The sequence below is a fragment of the Nocardioides sp. genome (genome assembly GCF_036267815.1).
In the GTDB taxonomy this organism is placed as follows: domain Bacteria; phylum Actinomycetota; class Actinomycetes; order Propionibacteriales; family Nocardioidaceae; genus Nocardioides.
Window position 1 is genome coordinate 1 of the sequence record NZ_DATAVI010000049.1, and the last position, 16,743, is coordinate 16,743.

Consider the following 16,743-nt stretch of genomic DNA (forward strand, 5'->3'; position numbering starts at 1 on the left):
CCAGAATCACAGTTCGTCAACTCAAAAAAACCAACCACCCCACCACACCCAAAAACCATGCAGCAGGACGGACGGAGGTTTCAACATACAAACCAATTCATCGACAAACACACTGTTGAGTTCTCAAAAATCAGACGCACACCGGAGCGGCCTCGATCGAGGCAGACTCGGGGGCAACCTGACAAAACTTACCGGCCCACGCCCAGGAGCGTCAAATCGGATCCGGCTCGCCGCGCCCTGCTGGGGGCCCTCGTCGAGGGCCCTCCTGAGGCGCGAGGGGCAACTCTACCGACCCTGCTCCTCGGGTCCAAACCCCGTCACCCGCCGGGACCGCCCGCGCCCGCGCGGTACTGGAGGAACGACGGCACCGCGGCGGCCGCGAGCGCGACCAGCACGATCACGAGCACCCCGCCCGCGGCCGCCGTCAGGGCGGTCCCGAGTGCCGCTGCGGACCCGCCGTGTACGACATCTGCCACCCGAGGACCACCGGCGACGACGACGACGAACACTCCCTGGAGCCGGCCCCGCACGGCGTCGGTCGCCGCGCCCATGAGCATGCTCGACCGGAAGGCGGCTGAGGCCATGTCGGCCGCTCCGCCCACGGCGAGCGCCGCCACGGCTACCCCCAGCATGGTCTTGCGGGCGTGCGGAGCGAGCCCGACGGCGCCACCGAACGCCGTCATCGCCAGCCCCCACCCGACGATCGCGAGCACGACCGCCAGGCCCTGCCGGCGCACGCGTGAGAGCCAGCCGGAGAACACCCCGCCCAGCACGGCGCCCGCCGGGATGCCGGCGAACAGCAGGGCGAACGCCAGACCGCCCTGTGGCGGGCCGTGGAAGCTCTGGTGAGCGACCTGGGGGAACAGCGCTCTCGGCATGCCGAAGACCATCGCGATGATGTCGACCACGAAGCTCATCAGGAGCAGCCGATGGCCCCGCAGGTAGGCGAAGCCGTCGAGCACGGCGCGCAGGCCGGGAGCGTTGCCCGTGGCGCCCTCGATCCGAAGCCGGGGCAGCGCGATGACGGCCCATAGGGTCGCGAACAGGGTGCAGGTGTCGATCAGGTAGAGCGCGGAGTAGCCCAGCACCGGGATGAGCGCGCCGCCTACCAGGGGACCGGCGATCGCGCCGGCCTGCATCACGGTCGTGTTGAGCGCGTTGGCGGCGGGTAGCAGCTCGGGGGGCAACAGGCGCGGCAGAACCGCGCTGCGCGTCGGCTGGTTCACGGCGAAGAACGCCTGCTGGACCGCGAAGAGACTCAGCAGCAGCCACACGTTGTCCAGCCCGAGCGCCGCCTGCACCCAGAAGGCGGCGCTGGTCGCGATCAACCCGATCGTCGTGGCGCGCAGCAACGTCCGCCGGTCGAAGACGTCCGCCAGGGCTCCACCCCACAGGCCGAAGACCACCAGCGGCACCAGACCGAAGACGCCGGTGAGCCCGACGTAGGCCGACGAGCCGGTGATGGCATAGATCTGCGCGGGCACCGCGACGACGGTGAGCTGGGCTCCGACGACGGTGATGATGTTCGCCGACCAGAGACGGCGAAACGGCGGGACGGTGAGGGGGGTGGTGTCGGCCAGCAGCTCCCTCACCCCCACGACGTCGACCCTAGGGCCTGACCCCCCGCCGGGTGGCAGGGCGGTAGGCACTCACCGAGGGCTCTCCCGGGAGCCAGAACCGCCACGGGCGGTCAGGGGCCTCGCGGAGCCCGACGCGAGGTCCGGTGAGCACCTCGCGCACCGGTGGACCCGGCTCGAGGACGAGCGGCTCGCGGGTCAGGTCGTGGCCGTTCTGGTCACGACCGATCGACAGGGCCTGGCACAGCCGCGCCGGCCCGCGCGCCAGGTCGCGGTCGGTCCGAGCCGTGGCACGCCGCTCCCGGGCCACCTCCCTCCCGGCGACGATCGCACCCGCCCGGAGCAGCACCGCGCTCGCCGTCCTCTCCGGGCCGCACACGACGTTGCAGCAGAAGTGCATGCCGTAGGTGAAGTACACGTAGAGGTGCCCCGGCTCGCCGAACATCACCGCGTTGCGCGGCGTCCGTCCCCGCGCGGCGTGCGACCCCGGGTCGTTGGCGCCGTCGTAGGCCTCGACCTCGGTGATCCGACAGGCGACGGGCCCGTGCCGCAGCGTCGAGCCGAGCAGGCGGGGAGCCACCTCGAGCACCGGCCCGGCCAGCAGGGCCCTGAGGTCAGCCGAGCGTGGCACGGGCCGCCTCGACGCGGGTCGCCAGCTCGACGAGCTGCTCGCCGACGCGTTCGGGCGACGTACCACCCCGGCCGCTGCGCGAGGCCACCGAGCCCTCGACGGTGAGGACGTCGCGGACCGGCGGCGTCAGCGTCGGCGAGAGCTCGGCCAGCTGGTCGTCGGTCAGGTCGGGCAGGTCACAGCCGAGCTCCTCGCATCGGCGCACGGCGGCTCCCGCCACCTCGTGTGCCTCACGGAAGGGCATTCCCCCGCGGACGAGCCACTCCGCGAGGTCCGTGGCCAGCGAGAAGCCCTGGGGAGCGAGCTCGCGCATGCGGGCGGTGTCGAAGACCGTGGTCGCGACCATCCCCGTCAACGCCGGCAGAACGACGACCAAGGTGTCGACCGAGTCGAACACCGGTTCCTTGTCCTCCTGGAGATCGCGGTTGTAGGCCAGAGGGAGACCCTTGAGTGTGGCCAGCACCCCCGTAAGGCTCCCGATGAGACGGCCGGCCTTCCCCCGGGTCAGCTCGGCGATGTCGGGGTTCTTCTTCTGCGGCATGATGCTCGAGCCGGTGGAGTAGGCGTCGTCGAGGCGGGCGAAGCCGAACTCCGCCGTCGTCCAGATGACCAGCTCCTCCGCGAGCCGGCTGAGGTCGACCCCGGTCATCGCCGCGACGAACGCGAACTCCGCGACGAAGTCCCGCGCGGCTGTGCCGTCGATGGAGTTGGCGCTCGAGTCGGAGAAGCCGAGCTCGTGGGCGACCGTTCGCGGGTCGAGACCAAGGCTCGACCCGGCGAGAGCGCCCGACCCGTACGGCGAGTCCGCCGCGACGCGCGCGTCCCAGTCGCGCAGTCGCTCGACGTCGCGGACCAACGGCCAGGCGTGCGCCAGCAGGTGATGCGACAGCAGCACGGGCTGGGCGTGCTGGAGATGCGTCCGGCCGGGCATGACGGCGCCGAGGTGGTCCCGGGCGTGACCGGCCAACGCCTCGACGAGCTCCAGCAGGAGCGCCGACACCGTCCGCGCCTGGTCACGCAGGTAGGCCTTGAACAGCGTCGCCACCTGGTCGTTGCGGCTGCGGCCCGCCCTGAGCCGGCCACCCAGATCGGGTCCGAGCCGCTCGACCAGGAGCCTCTCGAGGGCTCCGTGGACGTCCTCGTCGGCGGGTTCGGGGTGGAGCGACCCCGCGTCGTACTCCTCGCTCAGCGCGGTCAGGCCGGCCAGCAGGGCGGCGTGGTCGTGGTCGGTCAGGAGGCCGGCGCGGTGCAGGGCGTTGGCATGGGCGGTCGAGCCCGCGACGTCGTAGGGCACCAGCCGCCAGTCGAAGTGGGTCGACCTCGAGAGCGCCTCGAGCTCCGGGGAGGGACCCCGGGAGAAGCGACCACCCCACAGGGAGCCTTCGTGCGTGCTCACCGACGAACCCCCAGCACCGCGTGGACAGCCGCCACCATGATCTCGGGCAGGTCGTCGGCGACCGCGCCGCCGGCCTCCCGGAGGTCCTCGGGACGCCACCACCGGGCCGCGAGCACGTTGCCGACCTCGGCCTCCTCGAGGTGCGCGAAGCTGACCTCGACGCCGCGATCGAGCAGCAGCCCGAAGAACGTCGAGTCGCTGCGGTACGGCGTGCCGCCCCAGCTGAAGTCGTAGCTGGACCGCAGGAACGGCTCGGTGAGCTCCGAGGCGGGGACGACGATTCCGGTCTCCTCGTGGAGCTCCCGCAGGGCGGCCTCCAGCAACGTCTCCCCCTCGTCGGCGGCGCCCCCGATGCTGCCCCACCGCAGGACACCCGGGTGAGCCGGGTCCTGGTCCTGAAGCAGCAGCACCTCACCGTCGACGTCGACCGGGAGGACTCGCGCGGTGGTACGACGGATCGGCTCGGTCACGGCCACCTTCCTAGCAGTTGGGGGTTCTTCGTCGCGCCAGCATGTGCCGGCTCGGCGACGTTTCGTGGGCACTCTGGTGCCGGGTCGGCGTCATAGCGGTGCACCTCGGGGCCGGGTTGGCGGTCAGTCGGTGCCGAACTCCATGGCGGCGTTGTCCAGTGCCTCGTCGTCACCGGCGTCCTCGCGGGCGGGGTTGGCGGCGATGCGTTGCGCTCCCCCGGCGGGCAGCTCCCCGAGCAGGATGCCGTGCTCGACCAGCACGGTGCCCTGGTCGAGCGGCTGACCGGCGTAGAGCTCGAGCTTGGACCGGGAGTCGGCGATGTCGAGGTTGCGCAGGGTGAGCTGCCCGATCCGGTCGGTGGGACCGAAGGCGGCGTTCTCGACGCGCTCCATGGAGAGCCTGTCCGGGTGGTAGGAGAAGGCCGGGCCGTCGGTGCGCAGGATCGTGTAGTCCTCGCCGCGTCGCAGCCGGACCGTCACCTCGCCGGTCACCACCGAGCCGACCCACCGCTGGAGCGACTCGCGCAGCATCAGTGCCTGGGGGTCCAGCCACCGTCCCTCGTAGAGCAGGCGGCCCAGCCTTCGGCCCTCGGCGTGGTAGCTGGCCAGGGTGTCCTCGTTGTGGATGGCATTGAGGAGCCGCTCGTAGGCGATGAAGAGCAGGGCCATCCCGGGCGCCTCGTAGACGCCTCGCGACTTGGCCTCGATGATGCGGTTCTCGATCTGGTCGCACATGCCCAGGCCGTGTCGGCCGCCGATGTCGTTGACCGCGCGGACGAGGCGCACCGGACCATCCGGACCGTCGTACGACGTGCCGTTGACCGCGGCCGGACGACCCGCGTCGAAGCGGATGGTCACGTCCTCGGGCTCGATGCTCACCGCGGGGTCCCAGAAGCGGACGCCCATGAGGGGCTCGACGGTCTCGAGCGAGACGTCCAGGTGCTCCAAGGTCTTCGCCTCGTGGGTGGCGCCCCAGATGTTGGCGTCGGTGGAGTAGGCCCTCTCCGCGCTGTCGCGGTAGGGCAGCCCCTGCGCGACCAGCCACTGACTCATCTCGTGGCGGCCGCCCAGCTCGCTGACGAACGCCGCGTCGAGCCAGGGCTTGTAGATGCGGAGGTCGGGGTTGGCCAACAGCCCGTAGCGATAGAAGCGCTCGATGTCGTTGCCCTTGAACGTCGACCCGTCCCCCCAGATGTCGACGCCGTCGTCGTGCATGGCGCGCACCAGCATGGTGCCGGTCACGGCGCGCCCCAGCGGTGTCGTGTTGAAGTACGCGCGGCCTCCCGAGCGCACGTGGAACGCACCGCAGGCCAGAGCGGCCAGGCCCTCCTCCACCAGGGGGCCCTTGCAGTCGACGTGACGAGCGAGCTCCGCGCCGTACTGGAGGGCGCGGTCGGGGACGCTGCCGATGTCGGGCTCGTCGTACTGGCCGATGTCGGCGGTGTAGGTGCACGGGATCGCACCCTTGGCGCGCATCCAGGCGACCGCGACGGAGGTGTCGAGACCGCCGGAGAAGGCGATGCCGACGCGCTGGCCGACGGGCAGGGAGGTCAGGACCTTGCTCACGTGGTGGCTTTCTGGGGTTGGGGAACGGGCGACGGGCGCGGGTCAGGGCGCCGGCTGCTGGGCCAGCGCCAGGAGTCGTCGGGCGATCTCCTCACCACCGGCCGGTCTGCGGCTCATGACCAGCACGGTGTCGTCGCCGGCGATCGTGCCGAGGACGTCGGCGTACTCGACCTTGTCCATGGCCGAGGCCAGGAACTGCGCGGCGCCTGGCGGGGTGCGCAGCACGACGAGGTTGGCGCTGGCATCCGCGCTCACCAACAGCTCGGCCAGCAGCCGTCCGAGCCGGTGACCCGCCGCCGCTGTCTCCCCCGGAGCAGCCGGGCGACGGTCGCCGCCCTCGGCCGGTACGGCGTACACCAGAGCGCCGGACTGGGCCCGCACCCGCACGGCGTCGAGCTCGACGAGGTCACGCGAGAGCGTCGCCTGGGTCACCTGCACGCCGCGACCCTCCAGCAGCTCGAGGAGCTCCGGCTGGGAGCGGACCTCGGTGCCGGAGAGCAGCTCGACGATGAGCTGGTGGCGGGAGTTCTTCGTCGTGGGACGGCGGGCCGAGTCGGTCATCAGACACCGTCGCTCTCGTCGCGCAGGAGCCAGGTGATGACGGCCTTCTGCGCGTGCCGGCGGTTCTCGGCCTCGTCCCACACGACGCTCTGCGGACCGTCGAGGACCTCGGAGTCGATCTCCTTGCCCCGGTACGCCGGCAGGCAGTGCATGACGATCGCGTCGCGGGCGGCGAGCCCGACGAGCTGCGAGGTGACGGTGTAGCCGGAGAACGCCGCCAACCGGTCGGCAGCCTCTTCCTCCTTGCCCATCGAGACCCAGGTGTCGGTGACGACGACATCGGCGCCGGACACGGCGGCCTGGACGTCGGCGGTCACCTCCGCGGTGGCTCCTGTCTCCTCACCGATCTCGCGCGCCCGGACGACGTACTGCTCCTCGGGCTGGTGTCCGTCGGGAGCCGCGATCCGCACGTGCAGCCCCGCGGTCGCGCCGGCCAGCAGCCAGGAGTTGCCCATGTTGCAGGCGCCGTCCCCGACGAAGGCCACGGTCAGCCCGGCGAGCTCGCCCTTGTGCTCGCGGATCGTGAGCAGGTCGGCCAGGAGCTGGCACGGGTGGAACTCGTCGGTCAGGGCGTTGATGACGGGCACCCCGGCATGCTCGGCCATCTCCTCCAGGGCACTGTGGGCGAAGGTGCGCCACACGATCACCGAGGCCTGCCGGCCCAGCACCCGCGCGACGTCGGCCACCGACTCCCGCTTGCCGATCCCGGCCAGTGAGCCGTCGACCTGCATCGGGTTGCCGCCCAGCTCGGCGATGCCCGCCGCGAAGGAGGCCTGCGTGCGCAGTGTCGGCTTGTCGTAGATCGTCGCGACGGTCCGCGGACCGGCCAGGCTCTGGGAGTCGTACGGCGCCTGCTTGAGCGAGGCGGCCAAGCTGAGCACCTCGTGCTGCTCGGCCGGCGACAGATCGTCGTCGCGCAGGAAGTGTCGGGTCATGCGGGGTCCCCCTGGTCCGATGCTGCGTCGGATGCTGCGTCGACTGCATCATCGATGATGCCGGGCCACGCGGCCAGGAACGTCTGGACATCCTCGTCCTCGATCACCAGCGGCGGGGCCAGGCGGAGGGTCGAGGGACCCGTGGCGTTGAGGATGAAGCCACGGGCGCGAGCGGCGACCACGGCCCGCGGCGCCTCGGCGTCGACATCGACGCCGACGAGCAGACCCCGGCCCCGCACGGCGGTGACCCGCTCGTGGTCGGCGAGGCCGGAGCGCAGGCGGTCCCCGACCGCGGCTACCCGCGCCAGCAGCCCGTCCGAGGCGATGGTGTCGAGGACGGCGAGCGCCGCCGCGCACGCCACGGGCCCGCCGCCGAAGGTCGTGCCGTGATGCCCCGGCTGGAGCAGGTCGCCGGCCGGTCCCACGCCGATGCACGCGCCGATGGGAAGCCCGCCGCCGAGGCCCTTGGCGAGGGTGACCACGTCGGGCGCGACGTCGGGGTCGTCGGCCGCACACAGCCAGCCGCCGGTCCGGCCGATGCCGGTCTGCACCTCGTCGAGCCAGAGCAGGGCGCCGTGAGCCGTGGTGATCCGGCGCGCCCGCGCAAGGTAGTCGGCGGGCGGCTCGACGACTCCCGCCTCGCCCTGGAGGGGCTCCAGCACGACCGCCGCGGTGTCGTCGGTCACGGCCGTCGCCAGCGCGGCGGCGTCGCCGTACGGCACGAAGGTGACGTCTCCGGGGAGTGGCTCGAAGGGCTCGCGATAGGCCGCCTTCGAGGTCAGGGCCAGTGCTCCCATCGTCCGCCCGTGGAAGGACCCCTCGGCAGCGACCAGGTGGGTCCGGCCGGTCCGCCGGGTGAGCTTGAGGGCGGCCTCGTTGGCCTCGGCGCCCGAGTTGGCGAAGAAGACCTTCCCCCGCGAGATGCCCGGCGTATCCGCACGCCCGACGACCAGGTCGAGCAGTCGCTCGGCCAAGGTGATCTGCGGCTCGGTCGCGAAGAAGTTCGAGACGTGGCCGAGCGTGGCGAGCTGACGGGAGACCGCCTCCACGACCGCGGGGTGTCCGTGTCCGAGCGCGTTGACGGCGATGCCGCCCAGCAGGTCGACGTACTCGCGACCGTCCTCGTCCCACACGTGGGCACCCTTGCCGCGGGTCAGCACGAGCTGGGGCGGCCCGAAGGTGTTCATGACGGCCGCGGCGTAGCGGGCTCGGCTGTCGGTCACGTCCTGGCCTTTCTGGTCTTGGTGGCGACCCCGGGAAGGACCTGGGTCCCGACGCCCTCGTCGGTGAAGAGCTCCAGCAGGACGGCGTGCGGCTCGCGGCCGTCGACGACCGTCGCCCTCGGCACACCACCGCGGACCGCCTGCAGACAGGCGCCCATCTTCGGCACCATGCCCGCGGCGAGCTCCGGCATCAGCTCGGCGAGCGCCTCGGGGCTGATCTCGCCGATCACGTCGTCGCTGGCCGGCCAGTCGCGGTAGAGGCCCTCGACGTCGGTGAGCACGAGCAGCTTCTCCGCTCCGAGGGCCACGGCGAGCGCGGCAGCCGCCGTGTCGGCGTTGACGTTGTGCACGACCCCGTCCTTGTCCGGAGCCACGCTGGAGATCACCGGGATGCGGCCCGCCTCGACCAGGTCGAGCACGGCCTCGGGCCGGACCTCGGCGACCTCGCCGACCAGGCCGAGGTCGACCTCCTCGCCGTCGACCACCGTGTTGGTGCGGCGTGCGGTGAACAGCCCGGCGTCCTCACCCGAGAGCCCGACCGCGAGCGGGCCGTGCTCGTTGACGAGCCCCACGAGCTCGCGCTGGACCTGCCCCACCAGCACCATCCGGACGACGTCCATCGCCGGCGGGGTCGTGACCCGTAGCCCCCCGCGGAACTCCGACTCGATGCCGAGCCGGTCGAGCATGGCGGAGATCTGCGGACCGCCCCCGTGCACGACGACGGGCTTGAAGCCGGCGAAGCGGAGGAACGCGACGTCCTCGGCGAAGGCCCTCTTCAGGGTGTCGTCGGTCATCGCGTTGCCGCCGTACTTCACCACCACGACCTTGCCGTGGTAGCGCTTGAGCCACGGCAGGGCACCGGCGAGGATGGCCGCCTTGGCGGGATCCGGGCCGGGTCCGGTGCCGGTCTCGGTCCCGAGCGCGGTCTGGAGCGCGGTCTCGTGCGTCGTCATGAGGAGTACGCCGAGTTCTCGTGGACGTAGGCATGGGTGAGGTCGTTGGTCCACACCGTGGCCCGCGCGTCGCCGGCCTTGAGGTCGACGGTCACCGTGACCTGGCGAGGCTTCAGATCCACCTCCGCGGGATCTGCGGCCGGAGCGGACCCCCGGCAGACCCAGACCCCGTTCATCGCGACATCGAGGTCGGCGGGGTCGAACGCCGCCGCCGTCGTGCCGATCGAGGCGAGCACCCGGCCCCAGTTGGGGTCGTTGCCGAACACGGCCGCCTTGAACAGGCTGCTCCGCGCGATCGACCGGGCCACCTCGACGGCGTCGTCGTCGTGGGCGGCGCCCAGGACGGTGATGGCGATCTCGTGGTCGGCGCCCTCGGCGTCGGCCAGCAGCTGCATGGCGAGGTCCGTGCAGGCCCTGGTGACGGCGTCGGCGAGGTCCGGGAAGCTCGGGCTGATGCCGCTGGCGCCGCTGGCCAGCAGCGTCACCGTGTCGTTGGTCGACATGCAGCCGTCGGAGTCGAGGCGGTCGAAGCTCACCCTGGTCGCGGCGCGCAGCGCCCCGTCGAGATCCTCGGCGGCGGCGACGGCGTCGGTGGTGAGGACGACGAGCATCGTGGCGAGCTGGGGCGCGAGCATGCCCGCTCCCTTGGCCATCCCCCCGACCGACCAGCCCGGACCCTCCACGACGACCTGCTTGGGCACGGTGTCGGTGGTCATGATGGCGTGCGCCGCATCCGCTCCGCCGTCCGCGCTCAGCGCGGCGTACGCCGCGTCGACGCCGGCCAGGACGCGGCCGCGGTCGTTGGCCAGCCCGATCAGCCCCGTGGAGCACACGACGACGTCGACGGCGCCCGCCCCGAGGTGGCTCGCCGCGCGCTCGGCCACGGCGTGGGTGGTCTGGAAGCCCTCGGCGCCGGTGTAGCAGTTGGCTCCCCCGGAGTTCAGCACCACGGCCCGGACCACGCCGTCCTTGGTCACCTCCTTGCTCCACAGCACGGGGTTCGCCTGGCAGCGGTTGGCGGTGAACACGCTCGCCGAGGTGTAGGTCGGCCCGTCGTTGACGACCAGGGCGAGGTCGGTGGCGCCGCTGCTCTTCAGACCGGCCACGACGCCCGCGCCGCGGAAGCCCCGCGGATGGGTGACGCTCACGGCGCGACCCCCACGAGCGGCAGGCCCAGCGTCTCGTCGAGACCCAGGGCGAGGTTCATCGACTGGACCGCAGCGCCGGCGGTCCCCTTGGTGAGGTTGTCGATCGCCCCGACCGCCACCAGCCGCCCGGCACTCGGGTCGACCGTGACCTGGAGCTGGCAGCAGTTGCTGCCGTGCACGGCCTTGGTGCGGGGCCAGGCGCCCTCGGGGAGCACCTGGACGAACGGCTCGGCGTCGTAGGCCTTGAGGTAGGCCTCGCGAACGTCGGTCACCGAGACTCCGGGAGCCAGGGGGGCCGAGCACGTCGCGAGGATGCCCCGGCTCATCGGCACCAAGAGGGGCGTGAAGCTGACCCGCACGGGCGCCGCGGTGAGGCGGGCGAGGTTCTGCACGATCTCCGGGACGTGGCGGTGACCGCCGCCCACGGCGTACGCCGACACGTCGCCCATCACCTCGCTGCCGAGCAGGTGCGGCTTCGCCGCCTTGCCGGCACCGCTGGTCCCCGAGGCGGCCACCACGACGACGTCGGGCTCGACCAGACCACCGCTCACGGCGGGCGCGAGGGACAGCGTGGTCACCGTCGGGTAGCACCCCGGGACGGCCACACGGCGCGCCCCACGCAGCTGGTCGCGCTGCCCGGGCAGCTCGGGGAGACCGTAGGGCCACGTGCCGGCGTGCTCGCCGCCGTAGAAGGCGGCCCACTGGGCCGGATCCGTGAGCCGGAAGTCGGCTCCGCAGTCGATCACCACGCTGGTCTCCGGCAGAGCCTGGGCCAGGGCCGCCGACTGGCCGTGCGGCAGCGCAAGGAAGACCACGTCGTGGCCGGCCAGCGCCTCCGGGGTCGTCGCGAGGAGCACGCGCTCGGTGAGGGGTGTCAGCTGGGGCTGACTGAGCCCGAGCCGCTCCCCCGCGCTGTCACCGGCGGTGAGCGCTCCCACCGCCACCCTCGGGTGCGCGAGCAGGAGCCGCAGGAGCTCGCCCCCGGCGTAGCCGCTGGCACCGGCCACGGCGACCTGGATGTCCGTCATGTGCATGATCATACATGGACATGCATGTTCACTCACCAGCGTGCCCACGAGCGACGCTGGTGGTGGCCGGGGAACGGCTGAGGGTCGCGACCGTCGGTCGTCGCGGCTAGGTTCGGAGCATGGCTCGACTGGACTTCCCGACGTACCTCCAGCACATCCGCGACGAGTCCCGGACCTTCCGCGACACGCTCGCCGGCTGTGACCCTGGCACGCCGGTGCCGTCCTGTCCGGACTGGAACGCCGCCGACCTGCTGTGGCACCTCGGTGAGGTGCAGCACTTCTGGACGTGGATGATCGCCAACCGTCCGAAGGGGCCCGACGACTACCCCGAGCCGGTCCGACCTCGTGACTACGCCGCGTTGCTGGCCTACTACGACGACCAGCTCGCCGGGCTGGTCGAGGCCCTCGGGTCGGCCGACCCCGAGGACCACGCCTGGACCTGGCACCCCGACCACAAGGACGTCGCGTTCATCTTCCGGCGACAGGCCCACGAGGCGCTGATCCACCGACGCGACGCCGAGCTCGCCGCCGGCACGGTCTCGCCGTTCCCGCCCGCGCTCGCCGCCGACGGAGTCGACGAGGTGCTCGACGTGATGTACGGCGGGTGCCCGTCGTGGGGTGAGTTCTCGCCGTTGCCCCACTACGTCCGGGTCGACCTGACCGACACCGGCGACCAGGTGTGGGTGCAGCTCGGCCACTTCCACGGCATCGACCCCGACGGCATCACCCACGACGAGGACGACCTCCACGTCGTGACCGACCCCGGCGTGGAGCCGGACGCCGTGATCTCGGGGACCGCCGAGGTGGTCGACGCCAGGATGTGGCGCCGCGCCGACGGCGCAGACACCCATCTCTCCGGCAGCCTCGAGATCGTCGACCGGTTCCGGGCGATCATCCACGAGCCGATCCAGTAGGCCGGCGCCACGCGCTACCGACCGTCGGGAGGCACCCTCCCCTCGGTCGGGGCCGGCTCCGCGAGCCAGTCTGCGAAGGACTCGAAGCCGAACGGGCGACCGAGGAAGTCCTCGACGAGGTCCGCGGCGTCCCGGCGCCCGCCGGGCACCAGGATGCGGTCGCGATAGCGGGCGGCGACCTGCGGCTCGAACATGTCGTTCGGGTCGAAGGCGGAGAACAGGTCCTTGGCGATCACCAGCGACCACATGTAGGTGTAGTAGCCGCTGGAGTAGCCGTCGAGGTGGCCGAAGCCGGCGTAGAAGTGCGTGTCGTCGAACGCCACGAGCATGGAGTACTCCGACTGGAGCCTCCGCGTCAGCGCGATGAGCGCGGCCCCGTCGGCGGGCACGTCCTCGTGGAACCGGTAGGCCAGCGCGGCGTAGAACATCTGCGTGCGGGCCCCCATTCCCTTCGCGAAGTCGTCGGCCTCGCGCATCCGTCGCACCAGGTCGGAGGGGATCGGGTCACCGGCCTCGTCGGTGGCGAAGCCCACGAGGACGTCGGTGTCCCACGCCCACTCCTCGAGCAGCTGGGAGGGCGCCTCGACGAAGTCCCACTCGGTGGCCACTCCGGCGAACCTCACCCACCGCTGCCCGCCGCCCAGCACGTGATGGATCAGGTGCCCGAACTCGTGGAAGAGCACCACGACGTCGCTGTGCTCCATCAGGCCCTCGGGGAAGTTGCAGACCAGGACGCCCTCCGGCAGCTGCTCCCCGACGACGCCGTCGGTCAGGGTGAACTGCGCGGCGTGGTTGAACTTGTTGGCCCGCGGGTGCAGGTCGAGGTGGATCCGACCGAGGTACCGCTCCCCCAGCGCCACGTCGTACGACGTGACGTCCTCGTGCCAGGTCGGAGTGTGGACCTCGGTCCACGTGAGCCCGAACAGCCGGGCGGTCACGTCGAGCAGCCCCTGCCGCACCCGCTCGAAGGTGAAGTAGCGGCGTACCTCCTGCGCGTCGACGGCGTGGCGCTCGCGGCGCAGGATCTCCAGGTAGCGCGTGGAGTCGGCCGGGTCGAGGACCTCCGCGTCGGGTCGGTCCTGGCGGATCCGGTCCAGGAGGAGGTCGCGGTCGCGGATGGCCGAGGCCTCGGCGGCCTTGCTGATCTTGTCGATGAACGATCCGATGGCCTCACCGGTCTGGATCATCTTCGTCTCGGCGTCGTACGCCGCCCACCCGTCGTAGCCCAGGAGGGTCGCCAGCTCCTGGCGCACGGCGAGCAGCTCCACCAGAACCGCGTCGTTGGCCGGCCAGCCCTGGTTGTTGAACGCCTTGTGCACCGCGACCCGCGCGTCGCGATCGGTGGCGAACTGGAGCATCGGGAAGACGTCGGGGTACTCCAGGGTGAGCTCGACGAGACCGTCCTCGCCCCATGGGTGGCGCTCGACCCAGTCCGCGGGGAGCCCGTCGAGCTGGTCCCGTCGCACCTTCACCGTCGTGCTGTCGTCGCGGATGTTGCGCTGGAAGGTCTGGCCGAGCTCGGTCAGGCGCTCGTTGAGGTGCCTCACGCGGTCACGCACGGCGGCGTCGCGGTCGACGCCGGCCCGACGGAAGTCGCGCAGCGCGAAGTTGCGGACGCGCTCGGCGTCGTCGTCGAGCCCGGACACGCGCTCCTCGGCGTCGTCGACCACCATCAGGTCATAGAGCTCGCGGTCCAGCGAGAGGTCGGTGACCAGCTTGGAGCCCTCGACCTCGGCTCGCTCGGCCTGCTCGCGGATCTCGGCATCGGGGTGGACCTGCTGGAACAGGCCGGCCGCGGACAGGGCGTTGGCAACGGCGACGCTGACGAGGTTCCAGCGGTCGAGCAGGTCGGCCGCACGCCGTGGCCGCTCCGCCTTGACGGCCTCGACCAGGTCGCGAGCGCGGGCCAGCTCGTCGGTCGTGCGCGTGGTCAGCCAGGCCGACCAGGCCTCGGTCCCGGCGTCGGCGGCGGGCATGGTCAACGGCGCGAGATCAGTCACCTGGCGAACTTTAACGCTGACGCGATCTCGGTGCCGCCGGGTCAGCGTTGGACGGCGCCCACGGCCGAGGTGGCGGAGGCGACCGCTGCGTCGCGGGCTGCCGCGGTGTCGGTCTCGGTGAGCGTGCGGTCCGTCGCGCGGAACCGGAGCGCGAACGACAGGGACTTGCGACCCTCGCCGACCTGGGGCCCGGTGTAGACGTCGAAGAGCCTGATCGACTCCAGCAGCGGGCCCGCTCCCGCGCGCAGGGCTGCCTCCACGGCGGCTGCGGGCACCTCCGCGTCCACCTCGAGCGAGACGTCCTCCTTGGCCAGAGGCTGCGGCGAGAACGCCGGGGCCGAGACGACGTCGGGTGACCGGCTCATCAACGCGTCGAGGTCGATCTCGAGAGCGGCGGTGCCCCTAGGCAGGCCGAACGACTCGCACACGCGGGGGTGCAGCTCGCCGGCGTGACCCAGCTCGACGTCACCCACGAGCACCAGCGCGCACCGGCGCGGGTGCCACGGCATCCGCTCGGTCTGCTCGACTCGGACCTCGACGGCGAGCTCGCGACCCAGCTCGCGCACCAGCTCGATCGCGTCGGACCAGTCCGCGGTGCGTCCGCGACCCCACCAGCCCGCCGCGTCACGCTCGCCTGCCAGCACGGTGGCCAGGAACAGCGGCTGGTCGGGGATGGTGTCGAACAGCTTGTCCAGCTCGGCGGACGTCGGTCGCCACTCGACGCCGTACACCGGCGCGGGCCCGCGGTCGGCCGGGAAGGCCACGGTCGCGGTCTCGAAGAGCGCCACCCCCGTCTGCCCGAGCCCGAGGTTGCGTGCGGCGGCCTCCAGGACTCCCGGCAGCAGCGTGGTGGTGTAGAGCGGACTGGTCTGCGAGAGCGGGTTGGAGAGCCGGACGGCGTGCCGCAGCACATCGTCGTCGGCCAGGCCCAGAGCGTCGAAGACCTCCTCGCCGACGAACGGGAAGCTGACCACCTCGACGCACCCCAGTGCCGCCATGGTCCGGCCGATCCGGCGCCGCAGACGCTGCTCCCGGGTCAGTCCACGCCCGACCGGCGGGACCGGGACGATCGAGGGCACCTGGTCGTAGCCGACGACCCGGACGACCTCCTCGACCAGGTCGTAGGGATCGGTCAGGTCGGGCCGCCAGGGTGGTGGGAGAACGGCTAGCGTGCCCTCGCCGGAGACCTCCGCGCCGATCGCCCTCAGGTCGGCGACGACCACGTCCGCCGCGATCGCCAGACCGGCGACCTGACCCGGCAGCCGGACGTCGAGGCCGATCGGCGTCGGCTCCGGCGGGGTCCCGACCACGCTCACACCCGGCGACGCCGTGCCGCCTCCGTGGGTGGTCAGCAGCTCGACGACGCGGTCGGCGGCCATCTCGCAGATCGTCGGGTCCACTCCGCGCTCGTTGCGCTTGCCGGCCTCGGAGGTCAGCTTGTGGCGCCTGCCGGTGCGGAACATCGAGACCGGGTCCCAGTGGGCGGCCTCGACGACCACCGTCGTGGTCTCCGCCGAGATCTCGGTCGTCTGGCCGCCCATCACGCCGCCCAGGCCGATGGCACCGGAGTCGTCGCAGACGACGAGGTCCTCGGTCGACAGCTCGCGGTCGACGCCGTCCAGCGTGGTGAGGCGCTCCTCGGGGGCCGCGCGGCGCACGATCAGCGGGCCCCGCAGCCGGTCGCCGTCGTAGGCGTGGATCGGTCGCCCGGTCTCGAGCATGACGTAGTTGGTGACGTCGACGGCGAGCGAGATCGAACGCATGCCGCACTGCCGCAACCGCTTGACCATCCAGTCCGGCGAGGGGGCTGCCGGGTCGAGTCCGGTCAGCGCACGCGCGGAGAACCGGTCGCAGCCGACGGGGTCGTCGACCGATACCGGGTAGGCGCGGCCGTCCGGCTCGGGCAGCTCAGCCGCGATGTCGGTGAACGCGACGTCGAGCGCGGCCGCCGTCTCGCGAGCCAGCCCGCGGATCGAGAGGCAATAGCCGCGATCGGTCGTGATCGCGACATCGAGCACCGCGTCGCGCAGACCGAGCACGTCGAGCGCATCGTCGCCTGGCTTGGCCGCATCGGCGGGCAGCACGAGGATGCCGTCGTGCTCGTCGCCGATCCCGAGCTCGCGTACCGAGCAGATCATGCCGTCGGAGATGTGCCCGTACGTCTTGCGCGCGCTGATCGCGAAGCCGCCCGGCAGCACCGCGCCGGGCAGCGACACCACGACGAGGTCGTCGACGGCGAAGTTGTGCGCGCCGCAGACGATGCCGCGGGGTTCGACGCCGGCGTTGAGGGGGCCGACGTCCACCTGGCACCAGCGGATCGTCTTGCCGTTCTTCTGCGGTT

The 16,743-nt window shown here is 72.0% G+C and carries 14 protein-coding genes; 1 reads left to right on the forward strand and 13 read right to left on the reverse strand.

Features of this window, described 5'->3' with window-relative positions; genetic code table 11:
* Nucleotides 1-317: 317 nt before the first annotated feature.
* The 11 genes from VHW64_RS10565 to argC form a co-directional block, all read right to left on the reverse strand.
* Nucleotides 318-1,598: an MFS transporter gene (locus VHW64_RS10565; RefSeq protein ID WP_329650511.1), complete on the reverse strand. Its 1,281-nt coding sequence runs from the start codon at nt 1,596-1,598 to the stop codon at nt 318-320.
* 10 nt (nt 1,599-1,608) lie between these two features.
* Nucleotides 1,609-2,208 carry a DNA-3-methyladenine glycosylase gene (locus VHW64_RS10570; RefSeq protein ID WP_329650512.1) on the reverse strand — a complete coding sequence of 200 codons (600 nt, stop codon included), beginning with the start codon at nt 2,206-2,208 and terminating at the stop codon, nt 1,609-1,611.
* Nucleotides 2,192-3,604, reverse strand: coding sequence for an argininosuccinate lyase (gene argH / locus VHW64_RS10575; RefSeq protein WP_329650513.1), 1,413 nt, complete (start codon nt 3,602-3,604; stop codon nt 2,192-2,194). Before argH ends, VHW64_RS10570 begins: the two co-directional genes overlap by 17 nt.
* Entirely contained in the window at nt 3,601-4,074 is a 474-nt protein-coding gene (locus VHW64_RS10580; RefSeq protein WP_329650514.1) for an NUDIX hydrolase, read from the reverse strand. Before VHW64_RS10580 ends, argH begins: the two co-directional genes overlap by 4 nt.
* A gap of 123 nt (nt 4,075-4,197) precedes the next feature.
* Nucleotides 4,198-5,640, reverse strand: coding sequence for an argininosuccinate synthase (gene argG / locus VHW64_RS10585; protein WP_329650515.1), 1,443 nt, complete (start codon nt 5,638-5,640; stop codon nt 4,198-4,200).
* A gap of 42 nt (nt 5,641-5,682) precedes the next feature.
* The gene (locus VHW64_RS10590; protein ID WP_329650516.1) at nt 5,683-6,201 is read right to left on the reverse strand and encodes an arginine repressor; all 519 of its coding nucleotides are present in this window, start codon (nt 6,199-6,201) and stop codon (nt 5,683-5,685) included.
* Nucleotides 6,201-7,136 (reverse strand): ornithine carbamoyltransferase, encoded by a 936-nt coding sequence (gene argF, locus VHW64_RS10595; RefSeq protein ID WP_329650517.1) that lies wholly within the window; start codon nt 7,134-7,136, stop codon nt 6,201-6,203. The genes VHW64_RS10590 and argF overlap by 1 nt, the downstream gene beginning before the upstream one ends.
* Nucleotides 7,133-8,323: an acetylornithine transaminase gene (locus VHW64_RS10600; protein WP_329650524.1), complete on the reverse strand. Its 1,191-nt coding sequence runs from the start codon at nt 8,321-8,323 to the stop codon at nt 7,133-7,135. Before VHW64_RS10600 ends, argF begins: the two co-directional genes overlap by 4 nt.
* 32 nt (nt 8,324-8,355) lie before the next feature.
* Nucleotides 8,356-9,312, reverse strand: coding sequence for an acetylglutamate kinase (gene argB / locus VHW64_RS10605; RefSeq protein ID WP_329650518.1), 957 nt, complete (start codon nt 9,310-9,312; stop codon nt 8,356-8,358).
* A complete protein-coding gene (gene argJ / locus VHW64_RS10610; protein ID WP_329650519.1) occupies nt 9,309-10,460 on the reverse strand; it encodes a bifunctional glutamate N-acetyltransferase/amino-acid acetyltransferase ArgJ in 1,152 nt (383 codons plus the stop codon). Before argJ ends, argB begins: the two co-directional genes overlap by 4 nt.
* Entirely contained in the window at nt 10,457-11,494 is a 1,038-nt protein-coding gene (gene argC / locus VHW64_RS10615) for an N-acetyl-gamma-glutamyl-phosphate reductase (protein WP_414690478.1), read from the reverse strand. Before argC ends, argJ begins: the two co-directional genes overlap by 4 nt.
* Before the next feature lie 113 nt (nt 11,495-11,607).
* On the opposite strand from argC, the gene VHW64_RS10620 reads away from it, so the two are divergent.
* Entirely contained in the window at nt 11,608-12,402 is a 795-nt protein-coding gene (locus VHW64_RS10620) for a maleylpyruvate isomerase family mycothiol-dependent enzyme (RefSeq protein WP_329650521.1), read from the forward strand.
* Nucleotides 12,403-12,416: 14 nt separating this feature from the next.
* Here the strand turns inward: VHW64_RS10620 and VHW64_RS10625 are convergent, their stop codons facing one another.
* Together VHW64_RS10625 and pheT are read right to left on the reverse strand one after the other, a co-directional pair.
* Complete coding sequence (locus tag VHW64_RS10625) at nt 12,417-14,402, reverse strand: M3 family metallopeptidase (protein WP_329650522.1); 1,986 nt, start codon at nt 14,400-14,402, stop codon at nt 12,417-12,419.
* A gap of 41 nt (nt 14,403-14,443) precedes the next feature.
* On the reverse strand, nt 14,444-16,743 hold a 2,300-nt coding region (gene pheT, locus VHW64_RS10630), incomplete at its 5' end, for a phenylalanine--tRNA ligase subunit beta (protein ID WP_329650523.1).